This window comes from Streptomyces griseochromogenes (assembly GCF_001542625.1).
Lineage (GTDB): Bacteria > Actinomycetota > Actinomycetes > Streptomycetales > Streptomycetaceae > Streptomyces > Streptomyces griseochromogenes.
The window spans coordinates 9917339-9932256 of the sequence record NZ_CP016279.1; the positions used below are offsets into that span (position 1 = coordinate 9917339).

Genomic DNA, 14918 nt, shown 5'->3' on the forward strand with positions numbered 1-14918 from the left:
CGTCTCGCCGGAGGTCACCTCGGTACTCCTGTCCACGCTCATGCCGTGCTCCCCCTCCAGATGTCCGTGAACCGGTCGAGCAGTGCGGCCGCCGTCGTCACGTCGTGCGTGAGCGGCCGGTCGGCCGGGTCGTCGTCGAGGGCCGACTCGGCCAGCGCCAGCGCCCGGCCCGCCGGGAGCCCCGGGTCGGGCCTCAGGTCGCGCTGGCGCAACGCCCGGACGGCGGCGACGAGCTCACAGCCGACCACCAGACGGTACGCACCGCACGCGCGCAGCGTCTGGCGCGCGGCGAGCGAGGCGAAGCTCGCCTGTTCCTCGACGCCCCGGGAGAGTACAGCGTGGCCGAGCGACGCGGGAGCCGAGAAGGCCCGCAGGTCACCGAGGGCCGCTCCGGCCGCGTACTCCAGGATCATCACGCCGGAGGAGGCCGGCTCATGGTCGGCGAGGAAGGGGCGCAGACGCGTGTAGGCGGGCTCGTTGAGGGTGGACAGGCGGGACGTGGACAGCCGCGCCACCTGGGTGACCGCCAGCCGGAAGTGGTCGAGGGCGAGGGCGAGTTGGGCCTGGTAGAAGCCGCCGTGATGGTAGGCGGCCAGGTCGTCGGGGGCGATCAGCGGGTTCTCGGCCGCCGCGTTGATCTCCACCGTCAGGACCTGTTCCAGGGCGTCCGCCGCGTCGTGCGCGGGGCCGTGTATCTGGGGCAGGCAGCGGAAACCGTACGGGTCCTGGATCCGGCCGAGCGGCGGGGCCGGCCGGTCCGCGGCGCCGATCAGCACCCGCATCCGCCGGGCCACCTCGGCGCTGCCGCGGTGCGGGCGGGCGGCGTGCACGGGGGCGGCGTAGGGCTCGTGGGAGCCGTTGACGGCGAGCAGGGACAGCGCCGCGACGACCTGGGTGGCGCCGATCAGAGCCCGCAGTTCGTGCAGGGCGAGCGCGGACTGGCCGAGGGTGAGGGCGTTGCTGCTGATCAGGGCGAGGGCGTCGTTGTTGTCCAGGGGCTGCGGCGCCGGGGCGCCCGGGCCTTGCCACGGATGCTCCCCGGCCAGCGCGAGACCCAGCTGGGCGAGCGCCGCGATGTCGCCGGTGCCGACGGAGCCGAACTCGTTGACGACCGGGTGGGCGCCTGTCTCCAGCGCCTCGCACAGCGCGGTGACCACGCCGGGCCTGAGGCCGGCGCCCCCGGCCAGCAGCTGGTTGGCGCGGACGGCGAGCATCGCGCGGACCTGCCGGGCGGGGAGTTCCTCGCCGACGGCGCCGGCGTGGCTGCGCAGCAGGCGCAGGCCGTGTCCGGCGGCGGCCTCGGTCGGCACGTCCTCGTTGCGGTTGGCGCCCACGCCGGTGGAGCGGCCGTAGACGCGCCCGGTGGCCGCGATCCGCCGGGCGGCGTTCCAGGACGCCTCCGTCCGCCGCATCGCGTCGGCCGCGGGGACCGGCCGCGCGGCCCCGTCGGCGAGGCGTACGACGTCCTCGACGCCGAGGCCGCCCCCGTCGAGGACCACCGACGCGGACCGTACGGACTCCGGCGCGTCCATGATGCGAGTCGCCATCACGCCCACACTCCTCCGGAGCACCGACAACCTATTCAGACACCAAGAACTCTGCATGACGCTATGCAGACGAGCAAGGGGCGTCTCACGATCGAGGACCGGCGGGGCGACCGCCCCGCGGCGGCTGTCGCTCAAGGGGCGGTATCGCCGTGGCGATGATCTGACGACGAATCAGCCAAGTGTCGTTAAACGGCCACCGAGGGTGACCGGACGAGTGCTTACGGTGAAAGCGCGCTACTGGCTCGACACCTGAGGAACCGTCATGGCCTCCAACCGCAGGGCCTTCCTGACGGCCACCGCCGTCACCGCGCTGGCCGCCGCCCCGGCGACGGCCGCGCCCGGTCCCCGTCCCCGCCCCCCTGTCACCGCACGCGCCGCCCTCGACGCACTGCTCGCCGGCAACCGGCGCTACGCCGCCGACCACCCGCGGCACCCGCACGACAGCGCCGGCCGGCGCCATCTGCTGGCCGCCGCGCAGCACCCCTTCGCGGTGATCGTCGGCTGCGTCGACTCCCGTGTGCCCCCGGAGCTGGTCTTCGACCAGGGGATCGGTGACCTGCTGTGCATAAGGACCGCCGGCCAGGTGCTGGACGAGGCCGTGCTCGGCTCCATCCAGTACGGCGTGGAGGAGCTGGGCGTCCCGCTCGTGCTGGTCCTCGGGCACGAGCGCTGCGGGGCCGTCGCCGCCACGCTGGAGCATCTGCGCACGGGGGCGCCGGTGCCGGGTCATCTGGAACTGCTGGTGGACGAGATCGTCCCCGCCGCCCGCCGGACCCGGGCGCTGCCCGGTGACTGGGCGGAGCACACGATGCGGGCCCATGCGGCGTGGGTACGGGACGCGATCCGGGCGGATCCCTCCTTCGGCGCCGCGCATGTCGAGGCCGCGCGGTTCGATCTCGATACGGGGCGCGTGTCTCTGCTGCCCTGAGGCCTGACGGCCCGTCTCCCTCCCTTCGCTCGAAACGCACCCCATGAAACACACCCCCGCCCTCACCCGGGCGCTCTCCGTCCTGCCCTCCCCCGCCGATCTCCGTTCCATGGCGCGTGCCCCGCGTCGCGATCTGCTGTGCGGGCTGACCGTGGCGGTCGTCGCGCTGCCGCTGGCCCTCGGCTTCGGTGTCACCTCCGGGCTCGGCGCCGCCGCCGGGCTGACCACGGCGGTCGTCGCCGGCGCGCTGGCCGCGCTGTGCGGCGGCAGCGCCCGCCAGGTCAGCGGCCCGACCGGCGCCATGACCGTCGTCCTCGTGCCGATCGTCCACCGCTACGGTGCCGACGGCGTCCTCACCGTCGGTCTGATGGCCGGCGTCGTCCTGCTGGTGCTCGCCTTCGCCCGTGCCGGGGCGGCGATGGCGTACGTGCCCGCGCCCGTGATCGCCGGCTTCACGCTGGGCATCGCCTGTGTGATCGCCCTGCAGCAGGTGCCCGCCGCCCTCGGTGTGCGCACGCCGCCGGGTGAGCAGGTCGCCGTCGTGGCGGCGCGGGCGGCCGAGGAGTTCGGTGGCGCCCCGCGCTGGCCGGCCCTGCTGCTCGCGGCCGGCGCGGCGGCCGTCGTGCTCGGCGGTGCCCGCTGGAAACCGGCCGTGCCCTTCTCCCTGGTGGCCGTCGCCGCCACGACCGCCGCCGCCGAGGCGCTGCACCTGCCCGTCACCCGTATCGGCTCGCTCCCGGCGTCCCTGCCCGCGCCCTCCCTCTCCTTCCTGGACCTCTCCCGGCTCCCCTCCCTGCTCGCCCCGGCCGCCGCGGTGGCCGCGCTCGCCGCCCTGGAGTCCCTGCTGTCGGCATCCGTCGCCGACGGGATGCGGCCCGGCGAGCGACACGACCCGTCGAAGGAGCTGTTCGGGCAGGGCATCGCCAACCTCGCGGCCCCGCTGTTCGGCGGTGTCCCGGCGACCGGCGCCATCGCGCGCACGGCGGTCAACGTGCGCACCGGCGCCGTCTCCCGGCTGGCCGCGCTCTCCCACGCAGTGATCCTCGCCGGGATCGCGGCCCTCGCCGCCCCGCTGGTGGGCCGCGTCCCGCTGGCCGCGCTGGCCGGGGTGCTGCTGGCGACGGCCGTGCGGATGGTGGAGCGGGACGCGGTCCGGGCGATGGCGAAGGCCACCCGTGGCGACGCGCTGGTGCTGATCCTCACCGCCGGCGCCACGCTCGCCCTGGACCTGGTGCGGGCGGTGCTGATCGGTCTCGGCGTCTCGGTGCTGCTGGCGCTGCGCGCGGCGGTGCGCGGCACCCGGCTCACCCCGGCCGCCGCCGACGAACTGCCGGGCGAGGCGGGCACGGTGACCTACCGGTTCGACGGCCCGCTGCTGTTCGCCGCCGCCCACCGCTTCCGGCGCAGCCTGGCCGACCTGCACGACGGCGTCTCGGCGGTCGACCTCAGGCTGTCCGGGCTGACGGCGGTGGACGCGACCGGGGCGCTCGCGCTGAGGGAGACCGTGGCCGAACTGCGCGGGCAGGGCGTGGAGGTCCGCATCAGCGGGGTCGAGCCCGGTCACCGCCGGGTCCTGGAGTCCTGCGGGGTCCTCACGCCCGTGGACAGCAGCGCGAAAAGGGGGGTTGTCCCCAGTGCGGCGGGCGTGGGCTCTCCCTAGGGTGGACCGCATGAGCTCACTGGACGCACCGCACACCGACCTCAAGAAGGACCTGGACGCCACTGTGCGGGCCCGCAGGGAACTGGGCGAGGAGTACGACTCCGCCCTCGTGGACTCCTTCCTGGAGAAGGTCGAGCAGCGGATCGACGACGCTGTGGAGCGCCGGATGCGGCGCCACCTGGCCGAGCAGCGGATGTCGGACGCGCGCGGCGCCCGGCGGCCGAAGTCGGCCGACACCTGGGCCGATCGCTTCGGCTTCGCCATCGTCTCGCTGGTCCTCGCGATCCCGCTGTCCGCGATCGGCGGCGCCCTCGCGGGGATGTCCGGGACGGTGGCCGCCTGGGTCGGCATCGTCGGTGTCAACGCGGCCCAGGCCGTGCGGCTCAACCCGGAACTGATCACCGGCCGGCGCGACCGGTCCGCCGAGCAGGACTGAGCGCCCCTGCGCCGGGATCGAGGGCGCGGCCCGGCTCAGGCCTGCCGGGTCGGCAGCACCATGATCTGACGCAGGTTGACATGCCGGGGGCGGCTGCTCGCGTAGGCGACGACGTCCGCGACCTCCGCCGCCGAGAGTCCCCCGATCGCCTCGAACATGCCGTCCAGTTGCCCGGACAGCTCTCCGCTGTCGACGTGCGCCTTCAGTTCGGTGTCCGTGAGCCCCGGCTCGATGTTGGTGACCCGCACATCACGCGGCCCGAACTCGGTGCGCAGGGACTGCGAGAGATAGGTGACGGCCGCCTTGGTCGCCCCGTACACCGCGTAGTTGGGGAAGGCGATGTGGGCACCGATGGAGGAGATGTTCACCAGGTCGGCGGTGCGGCCCTCGGCGGCCGCGGCCAGCAGGTCGGCGGTGAAAGCGCGGATGACCCGCAGCACCCCGGTCACATTGGTGTCGATCATCCGCTGCCACTCGTCGAGGCGCCCGTCGTCGACGGGGTTCGGCAGCATCACGCCGGCGTTGTTGACGACCAGGTCGACGGGCCCGAAGGCCTCGTGGACCAGGTCGCGGGCGGCCTCGACCGACGCGTCGTCGGTGACGTCGGCGGCCACCACCAGCGCCTCGCCGCCCTCGGCCCGGATCTTCCCGGCGACGGCCTCCAGCCGGTCCGCGCGCCGGGCGAACAGCGCCACCCGGGCGCCCTGTGCGGCGAGCCGGAGCGCGACGGCCTCGCCGATGCCGCTGGCGGCTCCGGTGACGACGGCGGTACGGCCGGAGAGGTTCTCGTACGACATGGGTGGTCCCCCTGGTGCGGTGGCCGGGGCGTCTCCCCGGCGGCTGACACCACCTTCGCCGGGCGCGGCGGTCCTACCCAGGGAACGGCTTTTCCTGGGTCTGCCAGTACCAGGTTCGGCGGCGATGCCCTCGCCTACGATCGCCCCATGGACGGGGACCGGATCGAAGGAGAAGTGGGCGGCTTCCTGCGCTCACGCCGCGCTCGCATACGGCCCGAGGAGGTGGGGCTGCCCGCGTACGGGCGGCGCCGCGTACCGGGCCTGCGCCGCGAGGAGGTGGCCCAGCTCGCGGGGGTCAGCGTGGACTACTACATCCGCCTCGAACAGGGCCGGGGCACCAGCGTTTCCGATGCCGTCCTGGACGCGATCGCGCGGGTGCTGAGGCTGGACGAGACCGAGCACGCGTATCTGCGTACGGTGGCCCGGCCCCGCAGACAGCGCAAGAAGCAACCGAGTGCGCCCCGTGTGCGCCCCGGCATCCAGATACTGCTGGACGGCATGGAACGCCACCCGGCCTTCGTGCTGGGCCGCCGGATGGACGTGCTGGCGTGGAACGCGCTCGGCGACGCGGTGAGCGGCTTCAGCCGCCTGGCACCGGGTGAGCGGAACATGCCCCGGCAGGTCTTCCTGGACCCGGCGGGCCGTGAGCTGTACCCCGAGTGGGCCGCGGTGGCCGCACAGACGGTGGCGCATCTTCGGCTGAACGCGGGCCTGTACGCCGACGACCGCGAGCTGTGCGCCCTGGTGGGCGAACTCTCCCTGAAGAGCGAGGACTTCCGCCGCCTGTGGGCGGACCACCAGGTCAAGGAGTGCGCCTACGGCGTGAAGAAGGTACGGCACCCGGTGGCGGGCCTGCTGACTCTCCCGTACGAGACCCTGACGGTCCCGGCGGACCCGGAGCAGACGATCGTGGTGTACACGCCGGAACCGGGTTCGGAGACGGCGGAACGCCTTGCCCTGCTGGGCAGTTGGGAGACAAGCGCCGCCCGCTGAGAAGAATTGCGCGGGGACCGCCGCACCCCCGTTGCCGGGGGGCGGGACGACGGCGGTCCCCGCGAGGGACGCGGGCCGGGTCAGGCCGGGCTTGCGCGTCCGTGGCGTCCATGGAGGTCCGGGAGCCGCTCCGGAGGTCCTTGGCGCCGTTCGCCGCCGGCCTGGGCGGGGAGCCGCTCCCGCCCTGCCGACACCACTAATGTGCCGGACCCGTGTTAAGCGGGTGCTGCGCGCACGTGACACGCGCGTACCACTTCCGCGACGGTACGAACGGCCGCGGTCACCGCAAGTTCGCCGCCGACACGGGCCGTTCACCGGACGTTCGCTACTGCTTTCCGCCCTTGGCCAGGAAGGCCAGCAGGTCCTGCCGGCTGACCACACCGGTCGGCTTGCCCTCGACCAGCACGATCGCCGCGTCCGCCGAACCCAGCACCGACATCAGGTCGCCGACCGGCTCGCCGGAGCCGACCTGGGGCAGCGGGGCCGACATGTGCTTCTCCAGCGGGTCCTCCAGCGAGGCCCGCTTGGAGAACAGGGCGTCCAGCAGCTCCCGTTCCACGACCGAACCGACGACCTCGGCGGCCATCACGTCCGGGTGACCGGCGCCCGGCTTGACCACCGGCATCTGCGAGACGCCGTACTCGCGCAGCACCTCGATGGCCTGGCCGACGGTCTCCTCCGGGTGCATGTGCACCAGGGAGGGGATGGCGCCGTGCGCCTTGTCGTTCAGGACGTCGGCGACGCGGGCGCTGGGGCCCTCGTCCTCCAGGAAGCCGTAGTCGGCCATCCACTCGTCGTTGAAGATCTTGCTGAGGTAACCACGGCCGCTGTCGGGCAGCAGGACGACCACGACGTCGTCCGGGCCGAGCCGCTCGGCGACCCGCAGCGCCGCCACCACGGCCATGCCGCAGGAGCCGCCCACCAGCAGACCCTCCTCCTTGGCGAGGCGGCGGGTCATCTGGAAGGAGTCCTTGTCGGAGACCGGGACGATCTCGTCGGCGACGGTCCGGTCGTAGGCGGTGGGCCAGAAGTCCTCGCCGACGCCCTCGACCAGGTACGGCCGGCCGGAGCCGCCGGAGTAGACGGACCCCTCGGGGTCGGCGCCGATGACCTTCACCTTGCCGTCGCTGGCGTCCTTCAGATAGCGGCCGGTGCCGGAGATGGTGCCGCCCGTGCCCACGCCCGCCACGAAGTGGGTGATCTTCCCCTCGGTCTGCTCCCACAGCTCGGGGCCGGTCGAGTGATAGTGCGAGAGCGGGTTGTTGGGGTTGGAGTACTGGTCGGGCTTCCAGGCGCCGGGGGTCTCGCGGACGAGCCGGTCGGAGACGTTGTAGTACGAGTCCGGGTGCTCGGGAGCGACCGCCGTCGGGCACACGACCACCTCGGCGCCGTACGCACGCAGCACGTTGATCTTGTCGGTGCTCACCTTGTCAGGGCAGACGAAGATGCACTTGTAGCCCTTCTGCTGGGCCACGATGGCGAGGCCCACACCCGTGTTGCCGCTGGTCGGCTCCACGATGGTGCCGCCCGGCTTCAGCTCGCCGCTCTGCTCGGCGGCCTCGATCATGCGCAGGGCGATGCGGTCCTTCACCGAGCCGCCCGGATTGAAGTACTCCACCTTGGCCAGGACGGTGGCCTGGATGCCTTCGGTCACGCTGTTGAGCCGCACCAGCGGGGTGTTGCCGACGAGGCTGATCATCGAGTCGTGGAAATGCACCGTTGTCTCCGGTTGCTTGCAAAAACAGTGTTTGTAGTGGTGCCGCCAGCCTAAGGCCCCCGGGTGACACGGGGCGGGCGTTCACTCCCCGTTGAGATTGGCGAACGGGCGGTACGGGGCAAGGAGTGGATGTACGGCTACGAGGAGGTGGCGGCGACGCATGACGAGCATGTCGAGGGCGCGAGTGGCCCGGCGCATCGCGGCCGGCGCGGCGTACGGCGGCGGCGGAGTCGGGCTGGCCGGCGCGGCCGCCGTCGGCCTGGTGCTGGCGGAACTGCAGATGGCGCGGCGCCATGTGGGCAACGGCAGCAGCGGCCGGGTGCCGGTGGCCGACGGGGTGTACGGCCATGTCTACGACGTCCCCGGTGAACCGCCCCTCAGACTGACCATGCTCGGCGATTCCACGGCCGCCGGGCAGGGGGTGCACCGTGCGGGCCAGACACCGGGTGCGCTGGTGGCGTCGGGGCTGTCGGCGGTGGCGGAACGGCCGGTGGAGCTGCGCAACGTCGCCCTTCCGGGAGCCCAGTCGGACGACCTGGACCGGCAGGTGGCGCAGGTGCTGTCGGGTTCGTTTCCCGTCCCCGACATCTGCGTGATCATCATCGGCGCGAACGACGTGACGCACCGGATGCCGCCGACGCGCTCGGTACGGCATCTGTCGGCGGCGGTACGGCGGCTGCGGACGGCCGGGGCGGAGGTGGTCGTCGGCACGTGTCCCGATCTCGGCACCATCGAGCCGGTGCAGCAGCCGCTGCGGTGGCTGGCCCGGCGGGCCTCGCGGCAGCTGGCGGCGGCGCAGACCATCGGGGCGGTCGAGCAGGGCGGGCGCACGGTGTCGCTGGGGGATCTGCTCGGGCCGGAGTTCGAGGCGAATCCGCGGGAGCTGTTCGGGCCGGACAACTACCACCCTTCGGTGGAGGGGTACGCGACCGCGGCGATGGCGGTGCTGCCGACGGTGTGTGCGGCGCTGGGGCTGTGGCCGGCGGAGGAGGAGCGGCCGGACGTCTCCCGCCGCGAGGGCTTCCTGCCGGTGGCCCGCGCCGCGGCCGAGGCGGCGTCCGAGGCAGGCACGGAGGTAACGGCGGCGATGCCGACGGGGCCTCGGGGGCCGTGGGCGTTGCTGAAACGCCGCCGCCGACGCCGCGTCCCGGAAGCCGAGCCGGCGACCCCGTCCCCCTGACCTCTCCCTCCACCCACCCGACTCGCTCGACAAAAGGCGAGGGCCGAGCCATCGGTCCCTCGCCTTTTTACGTCCGTGGGCGCGTGCGGGGACCTCTCGGTCTACCGAGGCGGGCGGGTGGGTGGGAGAATGGGAGTCGAGCCAAGCAAGCGCTTAGACAATTGCGGTCAGTGTCACACCCCGACACCGATGACCTCGCAGGTACGGACGGGTAACTTCCCAACCGGTCCTGCAAACACCCCGTAGATGCCACTGGAGCCGTGATGCCCGAAGCCGTCATCGTCTCGACCGCCCGCTCCCCGATCGGCCGCGCCGGCAAGGGTTCCCTCAAGGACCTGCGCCCCGACGACCTGACCGCGACGATCATCCAGGCGGCCCTCGCCAAGGTCCCCGAGCTGGACCCCAAGGACATCGACGACCTGATGCTCGGCTGTGGCCTCCCGGGCGGCGAGCAGGGCCACAACCTCGGCCGGATCGTCGCCGTACAGATGGGCATGGACCATCTGCCGGGCTGCACCGTCACCCGTTACTGCTCCTCCTCGCTGCAGACCTCCCGCATGGCCCTGCACGCCATCAAGGCCGGCGAGGGCGACGTCTTCATCTCGGCCGGCGTCGAGACGGTCTCCCGCTTCGTCAAGGGCAGCTCCGACGGCCTCCCGGACACGCACAACCCCCTCTTCGCCGAGGCCGAGGCCCGCACCGAGGCCGTCGCCCAGCAGGAGGGCACCACGTGGCACGACCCGCGTGAGGACGGACTGGTCCCCGACGCGTACATCGCGATGGGCCAGACCGCCGAGAACCTGGCCCGCTGGAAGGGCGTCACCCGCCAGGACATGGACGAGTTCGGCGTCCGCTCGCAGAACCTCGCCGAGGAAGCCATCAAGAACGGCTTCTGGGAGCGCGAGATCACCCCGGTGACCCTCCCCGACGGCACGGTCGTCAGCAAGGACGACGGCCCGCGTGCCGGCGTCACGATGGAGGGCGTGGCGGGCCTCAAGCCGGTCTTCCGCCCGGACGGCCTCGTCACCGCCGGCAACTGCTGCCCGCTCAACGACGGCGCCGCCGCCGTCGTCATCATGAGTGACACCAAGGCGCGCGAGCTGGGCCTGACCCCGCTCGCCCGCATCGTGTCGACCGGTGTCTCCGGCCTCTCCCCGGAGATCATGGGCCTCGGCCCGGTGGAGGCCAGCAAGCAGGCCCTGCGCCGCGCCGGCCTGACCATCGACGACATCGACCTCGTCGAGATCAACGAGGCCTTCGCCGCCCAGGTGATCCCCTCCTACCGGGACCTCGGCATCGACATCGACAAGCTGAACGTCAACGGCGGCGCCATCGCCGTCGGCCACCCCTTCGGCATGACCGGCGCCCGTATCACCGGCACCCTCATCAACTCGCTGCAGTGGCACGACAAGCAGTTCGGCCTGGAGACGATGTGCGTCGGCGGCGGCCAGGGCATGGCGATGGTCATCGAGCGCCTCAGCTGACCCACGCTCGGTAGCGAACCGGGCACAGCAGGTGGACGAACGGCCCAGAACCCGGAAAACCCCCGGGTTCTGGGCCGTTTTGTGATCCAATCTCCCTCAGGATGTGACCTATCTCCCCGCGGGAGGCATCTGCGCAGGTCAGTGCCGGGGCCCGGGAGACGCCCGAACCAAAGTCCTGTCCGTTTCGTGATGTTACGCACTGACAGCTGGTTAGTCCGCCCTTCAAGCTGATGTAGGAAGTCGGGGGTCGACTTTGAACCTGGGAGTACGTCAGTGAGCGCCATGCCGATCGCCCTGCTGCTCACCACGGCCGCCACGGGCGCCGTGGGCGTCGCCGTCCTGCGCACCGTCCTGAAGCTGCGCCGCCAGCTCGCGAACCTTCAGGCCCAGCTCGGCGAGAACCAGGCGGCCGCCATGCGCGCACTGCTGCCCGCCGCCCGTACGGCCGCCGACACGGACGAGATACGCGCGGCCGTGGCCGAGGCACTCGCCGAGGAACGGGAGCGCGAGCTGGCCGAGGCCCGTGCGTTCTGGGCGGCCCAGGAGGCCCGCGACGCCTCCGACGCACCGTCGCTGCTCGGCCTCGCCGACGCCGATCCGTTCCTGCCCCGGCAGGCCGACTTCGCGGGCCTGGAGCCGCTGGAGCCGGTCACCGAGCCCGCCGCCGAGGCCGACGAGACCACCGGTGAGTCCCCCGAGCTGGCCGCGGCCCGCCGCCGCCACCCCTCGCACCCCGACTTCGTCCCGGTGCAGTCGCCGGTCGTGAACGACCACGAGCGCACGGTGACCACGCTGGAACAGCTCGCCGCCGACCAGATCGAACTCTCCGACGTCCGCCCGGGCCCGCTCGGCACCCTCGACGTCTACGTCTTCGCCGACGGCACCACCCTGTGCATGACCCCCGGCCACCGAGAGACGGCGGAGCGCCTGGCCGCAGCCCTCCGCGAGGGCGAAACCCCGTACCTCCTCGGCGGCTCGGGCATCTCCGGCGCCTACACCCTGACCTTCACCTGCGGCGAGGACACCGTCTACATCCTGGCGGATCGCGTCATAGCGTCCCTGTAGTCAAGCGCCCCGAAAGGGGCGCGGGGCCGTATCGAACACACGGCTCCGCCGCGTGGGCGCGACAAGCCACAACGCACCCGCATCCGTCGGCGACGCTCAGACCCCCGCCTTCTTCCGCGCCTCCTCCACCAGCTCCACCGCCTCGGTGACCTGATCCTCGCTCTCCAGCAGCAGAGCCAAATCATGCGCGGCCACCAGAATTTGGTCAGCCGCCGCGAACATCCCCGCGTCCGGCATCTCCCGCGGCTCGGCGGCCGGCTCCTCGATGTTCTGCGTCCACCGGGCCAACTGCCTGGCCAGCGCCAGCGCCTCCGCGGCGGCGCCGCGTTGCAGCCGGCTCTGCGGGGCCGCCCGCAACCGGTCGGCGAAGTGATCCACTGCTCGGGTCAAGGGCGTCGTATCAACCACGCGCCGAGCGTAACGCGCCGCACTGTTGCCAATACGCGAACGCTCAGGCACCGTGACGTGAAGGACCGGCTTACATCCCCTTTGCGTTCGGAGGCGCCGATGTCCCAACTCTTCTCCGAGGAGACCCACCGCAATCTGCTCGCCCGCATTCCGCACTGCACCGGTCGTGAAGTCTCCGACTGGTTGCGCACCGTAGAAGAAGGCCCCGCTCTCTTCCGCTTCGAGGAGAAGGTCAGCTGGCTCCGGCACGAGTACGACCTCGCGTACGGCCACGCCAAGGCGATCGTTCATGAGTACGACCTGAGGAGGGCGGCCCGGAAGCTGCTCTAAGACGCCGAAAGGGCCCCGGGTCGAACCCGGGGCCCTTTCACACCGCTTCACCGCTTCACGCGACGGGCGTGTCGGCTAGTCGTTGTTGCTGAAGATCGCCACCAGCCGCAGCATCTCCACGTAGATCCACACCAGGGTCATGGTGAGGCCGAACGCGGCGAGCCAGGACTCGCTCCGCGGTGCGCCGTAGGCGATGCCGTCCTCGATCTGCTTGAAGTCGAGGGTCAGGAAGAACGCGCCGAGCACGATGGCGATGATGCCGACGAGCGCGCCGAGCGGGCCGAAGCTGCGCAGGCCGCCGTTCTCGGCGACGCCGAACGCGACCAGCAGCAGGTTGACCGCCATGACGAGGACGAAGGCCATGGCGATGGCCATGCCGATGCGGGCGTAGCGCGCCGTGACGCGGATCCAGCCGGCCTTGTAGATCAGCAGGGTGGCGGCGGAGACCGCCATGGTGCCGAGCACCGCCTGGAAGGGGGCGCCGCTCCAGCGGCTGTTGTACATCTCGCTGATGACGCCGAGGAAGACGCCCTCGAAGGCGGCGTACCCCAGGATCAGCGCGGGCGACGGGGTGCGCTTGAAGCTCTGCACCAGCGCCAGGACCATCGCGACGATCGCGGCGCCGAAGGCCAGCGCGTAGCTGGTCCCCGAGACCGGCAGCAGCGTCCAGGCGAGGACGGCGCCGACGGCGACCGTGCCGAGCGTGAGGGCCGAGCGCATGACGACGTCGTCCATCGTCATCCGGTCGGTGGTGACCGGGGCCTGCGGCGGGGCGCCGTACCGCACGCCCTGCTGGGCGTAGGGGTTCTGGGCGTACGGATTCTGCGCGTAGGGGTTGCCTTGTGCGTACCCGGCCTGCGGTGCGGTGTTGAAGCCGGCGTAGCCGTTGTCGCGGCTGAACCCCCGTCGCGAGAAGACCGGGTTACTGCTCCTCATTTCGCTCCTCCATGGCTGCCGTGCGCAGCCTTGGCTCAAGAGTAATGGATTGGCAAAGGACCGAGCCTGATACTTGAGGAGGATCTTTCCCGTGCCGTGCTGCGCAACACGCTACGCGGAAGGCTTGTTCCCGGCCACGGTGAGGGGGAAGCCTGTGTAGGCCTCGGCGAGGTCGGTCTCGGCCGCGCGGGAGGAGGCGATCCGTTCCAGCCGGGCCAGCTGCAGACGGGCGTCGAAGGCGGTGGCGTCCGGGGCGGGGTGGAGCAGGGTCGTCATGTCGTAGGAGAACCGCTCGGCCTGCCAGATGCGGCGCAGGCAGGTCGCGGAGTAGGCGTCGAGGAGTTCGGGGGAACCGGTCTCCTCGGCGTGGGTGAGCGCGCGGGCGAAGGTGACGACGTCACCGACGGCCAGATTCAGCCCTTTGGCCCCCGTCGGCGGCACGATGTGAGCGGCATCACCGGCCAGGAAGAGCCGGCCGTGGCGCATCGGCTCGTGCACGTAGGACCGCATGGGCGTGACCGACTTCTGGGTGAGGGGTCCGCGTTCCAGTGCCCAGGCGTCGTCGGTCTCCAGGCGCCGTTCCAGTTCGGCCCAGATCGCGTCGTCGGTCCAGTCCTCGGGCCTGGTCTCGGCGGGTACTTGGAGGTAGAGGCGGGAGACGGACGGGGAGCGCATGGACAGCAGCGCGAAGCCCCGGTCGTGGCGGGCGTAGACCAGCTCGTCGCTGGAGGGGGCGACGTCGGCGAGGATGCCGAGCCAGGCATAGGGGTACGACCGCTCGAACACCCGGGAGACGGCGGGCGGGAGGGCCTTTCTGGCCACACCCCGGAAGCCGTCGCACCCGACGACGTAGTCGCACTCGAGTACGTCGTCGCACCCTTGGTACCGGAAGCGCACACGCGGCCGGTCGCCGGTGGCGTCCTCGACGGCCAGGGCCTCCGCCTCGAACAGCAGCGGCCCCCCGTCGGCCAGCTGGAGGGCGATCAGGTCCTTGCAGACCTCGGTCTGGGCGTAGACCATGACGGACCGTCCGCCGGTGAGCGCGGGGAAGTCGACGCGGTGGCGGCGCCGCCCGAAGCGCAGCTCGATCCCGTCGTGCCGCAGCCCTTCCCGGTCCATCCGCTCCCCGGCCCCGGCCGCCCGCAGCACGTCGACCGTGCCCTGCTCCAGGATCCCGGCGCGCTGGCGGTGTTCGACGTAGACACGGTCGCGGCCCTCCAGGACGACCGAGCCGATGCCCGCGCGGTGCAGCAGCCGCGCCAGCAACAGTCCGGCCGGTCCGGCTCCGATGATCCCCACGGTGGTACGCATCGGTCGTTCCCTTCCCTGGAGCCCGCCAGCGTTCGCATGGTGAAGTTTGTTTCACCGACTTCCGAGCGCGAGTCTCCGCCGCGCGGACCGTGCTGTCAACGGTCGCGCAGCCGTTCGAAGGGTGTG

The 14918-nt window shown here is 72.1% G+C and carries 14 protein-coding genes; 8 read left to right on the forward strand and 6 right to left on the reverse strand.

Annotation, left to right across the window (positions count from 1 at the left end; translation table 11 throughout):
* Positions 1 to 38 precede the first annotated feature (38 nt).
* A complete protein-coding gene (locus tag AVL59_RS43160) occupies positions 39 to 1547 on the reverse strand; it encodes an aromatic amino acid ammonia-lyase (RefSeq protein WP_067315267.1) in 1509 nt (502 codons plus the stop codon).
* 262 nt (positions 1548 to 1809) lie between these two features.
* Here AVL59_RS43160 and AVL59_RS43165 point away from each other — a divergent pair, with 262 nt between their 5' ends.
* The 3 genes from AVL59_RS43165 to AVL59_RS43175 are packed head-to-tail and all read left to right on the forward strand — an operon-like array spanning position 1810 to position 4571.
* Positions 1810 to 2475 (forward strand): carbonic anhydrase, encoded by a 666-nt coding sequence (locus tag AVL59_RS43165; protein WP_067315268.1) that lies wholly within the window; start codon positions 1810 to 1812, stop codon positions 2473 to 2475.
* A 43-nt stretch (positions 2476 to 2518) separates the two neighbouring features.
* On the forward strand, positions 2519 to 4135 hold the full coding sequence (locus AVL59_RS43170; protein WP_067315270.1) for a SulP family inorganic anion transporter: 1617 nt from the start codon (positions 2519 to 2521) through the stop codon (positions 4133 to 4135).
* Between the two features lie 10 nt (positions 4136 to 4145).
* Positions 4146 to 4571 carry a hypothetical protein gene (locus AVL59_RS43175; RefSeq protein ID WP_067315272.1) on the forward strand — a complete coding sequence of 142 codons (426 nt, stop codon included), beginning with the start codon at positions 4146 to 4148 and terminating at the stop codon, positions 4569 to 4571.
* Positions 4572 to 4606: 35 nt separating this feature from the next.
* Here AVL59_RS43175 and AVL59_RS43180 read toward each other — a convergent pair whose 3' ends face one another.
* Positions 4607 to 5368, reverse strand: a complete 762-nt coding sequence (locus AVL59_RS43180) for an SDR family oxidoreductase (RefSeq protein ID WP_067315274.1) — start codon at positions 5366 to 5368, stop codon at positions 4607 to 4609.
* 147 nt (positions 5369 to 5515) lie between these two features.
* On the opposite strand from AVL59_RS43180, the gene AVL59_RS43185 reads away from it, so the two are divergent.
* Positions 5516 to 6361, forward strand: a complete 846-nt coding sequence (locus tag AVL59_RS43185) for a helix-turn-helix transcriptional regulator (protein WP_079147268.1) — start codon at positions 5516 to 5518, stop codon at positions 6359 to 6361.
* A 325-nt stretch (positions 6362 to 6686) separates the two neighbouring features.
* Here the strand turns inward: AVL59_RS43185 and AVL59_RS43190 are convergent, their stop codons facing one another.
* Complete coding sequence (locus AVL59_RS43190; RefSeq protein ID WP_067315276.1) at positions 6687 to 8078, reverse strand: cystathionine beta-synthase; 1392 nt, start codon at positions 8076 to 8078, stop codon at positions 6687 to 6689.
* 160 nt (positions 8079 to 8238) lie between these two features.
* Here AVL59_RS43190 and AVL59_RS43195 point away from each other — a divergent pair, with 160 nt between their 5' ends.
* The 3 genes from AVL59_RS43195 to AVL59_RS43205 all read left to right on the forward strand — a co-directional run bounded on the left by AVL59_RS43195 (position 8239) and on the right by AVL59_RS43205 (position 11807).
* Positions 8239 to 9258, forward strand: a complete 1020-nt coding sequence (locus AVL59_RS43195) for an SGNH/GDSL hydrolase family protein (protein WP_208870544.1) — start codon at positions 8239 to 8241, stop codon at positions 9256 to 9258.
* Between the two features lie 263 nt (positions 9259 to 9521).
* Complete coding sequence (locus AVL59_RS43200; protein ID WP_067315283.1) at positions 9522 to 10742, forward strand: acetyl-CoA C-acetyltransferase; 1221 nt, start codon at positions 9522 to 9524, stop codon at positions 10740 to 10742.
* A 282-nt stretch (positions 10743 to 11024) separates the two neighbouring features.
* Positions 11025 to 11807, forward strand: coding sequence for a hypothetical protein (locus AVL59_RS43205; protein ID WP_208870657.1), 783 nt, complete (start codon positions 11025 to 11027; stop codon positions 11805 to 11807).
* 96 nt (positions 11808 to 11903) lie between these two features.
* Here the strand turns inward: AVL59_RS43205 and AVL59_RS43210 are convergent, their stop codons facing one another.
* The gene (locus AVL59_RS43210) at positions 11904 to 12215 is read right to left on the reverse strand and encodes a hypothetical protein (RefSeq protein WP_079147269.1); all 312 of its coding nucleotides are present in this window, start codon (positions 12213 to 12215) and stop codon (positions 11904 to 11906) included.
* 99 nt (positions 12216 to 12314) lie between these two features.
* On the opposite strand from AVL59_RS43210, the gene AVL59_RS43215 reads away from it, so the two are divergent.
* The gene (locus AVL59_RS43215) at positions 12315 to 12545 is read left to right on the forward strand and encodes a DUF4287 domain-containing protein (RefSeq protein WP_020940491.1); all 231 of its coding nucleotides are present in this window, start codon (positions 12315 to 12317) and stop codon (positions 12543 to 12545) included.
* Positions 12546 to 12620: 75 nt separating this feature from the next.
* Here the strand turns inward: AVL59_RS43215 and AVL59_RS43220 are convergent, their stop codons facing one another.
* Together AVL59_RS43220 and AVL59_RS43225 are read right to left on the reverse strand one after the other, a co-directional pair.
* Positions 12621 to 13481, reverse strand: a complete 861-nt coding sequence (locus AVL59_RS43220) for a Bax inhibitor-1/YccA family protein (RefSeq protein WP_067315287.1) — start codon at positions 13479 to 13481, stop codon at positions 12621 to 12623.
* Between the two features lie 111 nt (positions 13482 to 13592).
* A complete protein-coding gene (locus AVL59_RS43225; protein WP_067315289.1) occupies positions 13593 to 14792 on the reverse strand; it encodes a 4-hydroxybenzoate 3-monooxygenase in 1200 nt (399 codons plus the stop codon).
* Positions 14793 to 14918: the final 126 nt, after the last annotated feature.

What these genes read in the sequence shown, in the direction of transcription:
- AVL59_RS43160 (WP_067315267.1), bottom strand. Translation starts at nt 1,547, where the DNA reads ATGGCGACTCGCATCATGGACGCGCCGGAGTCCGTACGGTCCGCGTCG.
- AVL59_RS43215 (WP_020940491.1), top strand. Translation starts at nt 12,315, where the DNA reads ATGTCCCAACTCTTCTCCGAGGAGACCCACCGCAATCTGCTCGCCCGC.
- AVL59_RS43180 (WP_067315274.1), bottom strand. Translation starts at nt 5,368, where the DNA reads ATGTCGTACGAGAACCTCTCCGGCCGTACCGCCGTCGTCACCGGAGCC.
- AVL59_RS43220 (WP_067315287.1), bottom strand. Translation starts at nt 13,481, where the DNA reads ATGAGGAGCAGTAACCCGGTCTTCTCGCGACGGGGGTTCAGCCGCGAC.
- AVL59_RS43185 (WP_079147268.1), top strand. Translation starts at nt 5,516, where the DNA reads ATGGACGGGGACCGGATCGAAGGAGAAGTGGGCGGCTTCCTGCGCTCA.
- AVL59_RS43170 (WP_067315270.1), top strand. Translation starts at nt 2,519, where the DNA reads ATGAAACACACCCCCGCCCTCACCCGGGCGCTCTCCGTCCTGCCCTCC.
- AVL59_RS43225 (WP_067315289.1), bottom strand. Translation starts at nt 14,792, where the DNA reads ATGCGTACCACCGTGGGGATCATCGGAGCCGGACCGGCCGGACTGTTG.
- AVL59_RS43195 (WP_208870544.1), top strand. Translation starts at nt 8,239, where the DNA reads ATGACGAGCATGTCGAGGGCGCGAGTGGCCCGGCGCATCGCGGCCGGC.
- AVL59_RS43165 (WP_067315268.1), top strand. Translation starts at nt 1,810, where the DNA reads ATGGCCTCCAACCGCAGGGCCTTCCTGACGGCCACCGCCGTCACCGCG.
- AVL59_RS43200 (WP_067315283.1), top strand. Translation starts at nt 9,522, where the DNA reads ATGCCCGAAGCCGTCATCGTCTCGACCGCCCGCTCCCCGATCGGCCGC.
- AVL59_RS43205 (WP_208870657.1), top strand. Translation starts at nt 11,025, where the DNA reads ATGCCGATCGCCCTGCTGCTCACCACGGCCGCCACGGGCGCCGTGGGC.
- AVL59_RS43175 (WP_067315272.1), top strand. Translation starts at nt 4,146, where the DNA reads ATGAGCTCACTGGACGCACCGCACACCGACCTCAAGAAGGACCTGGAC.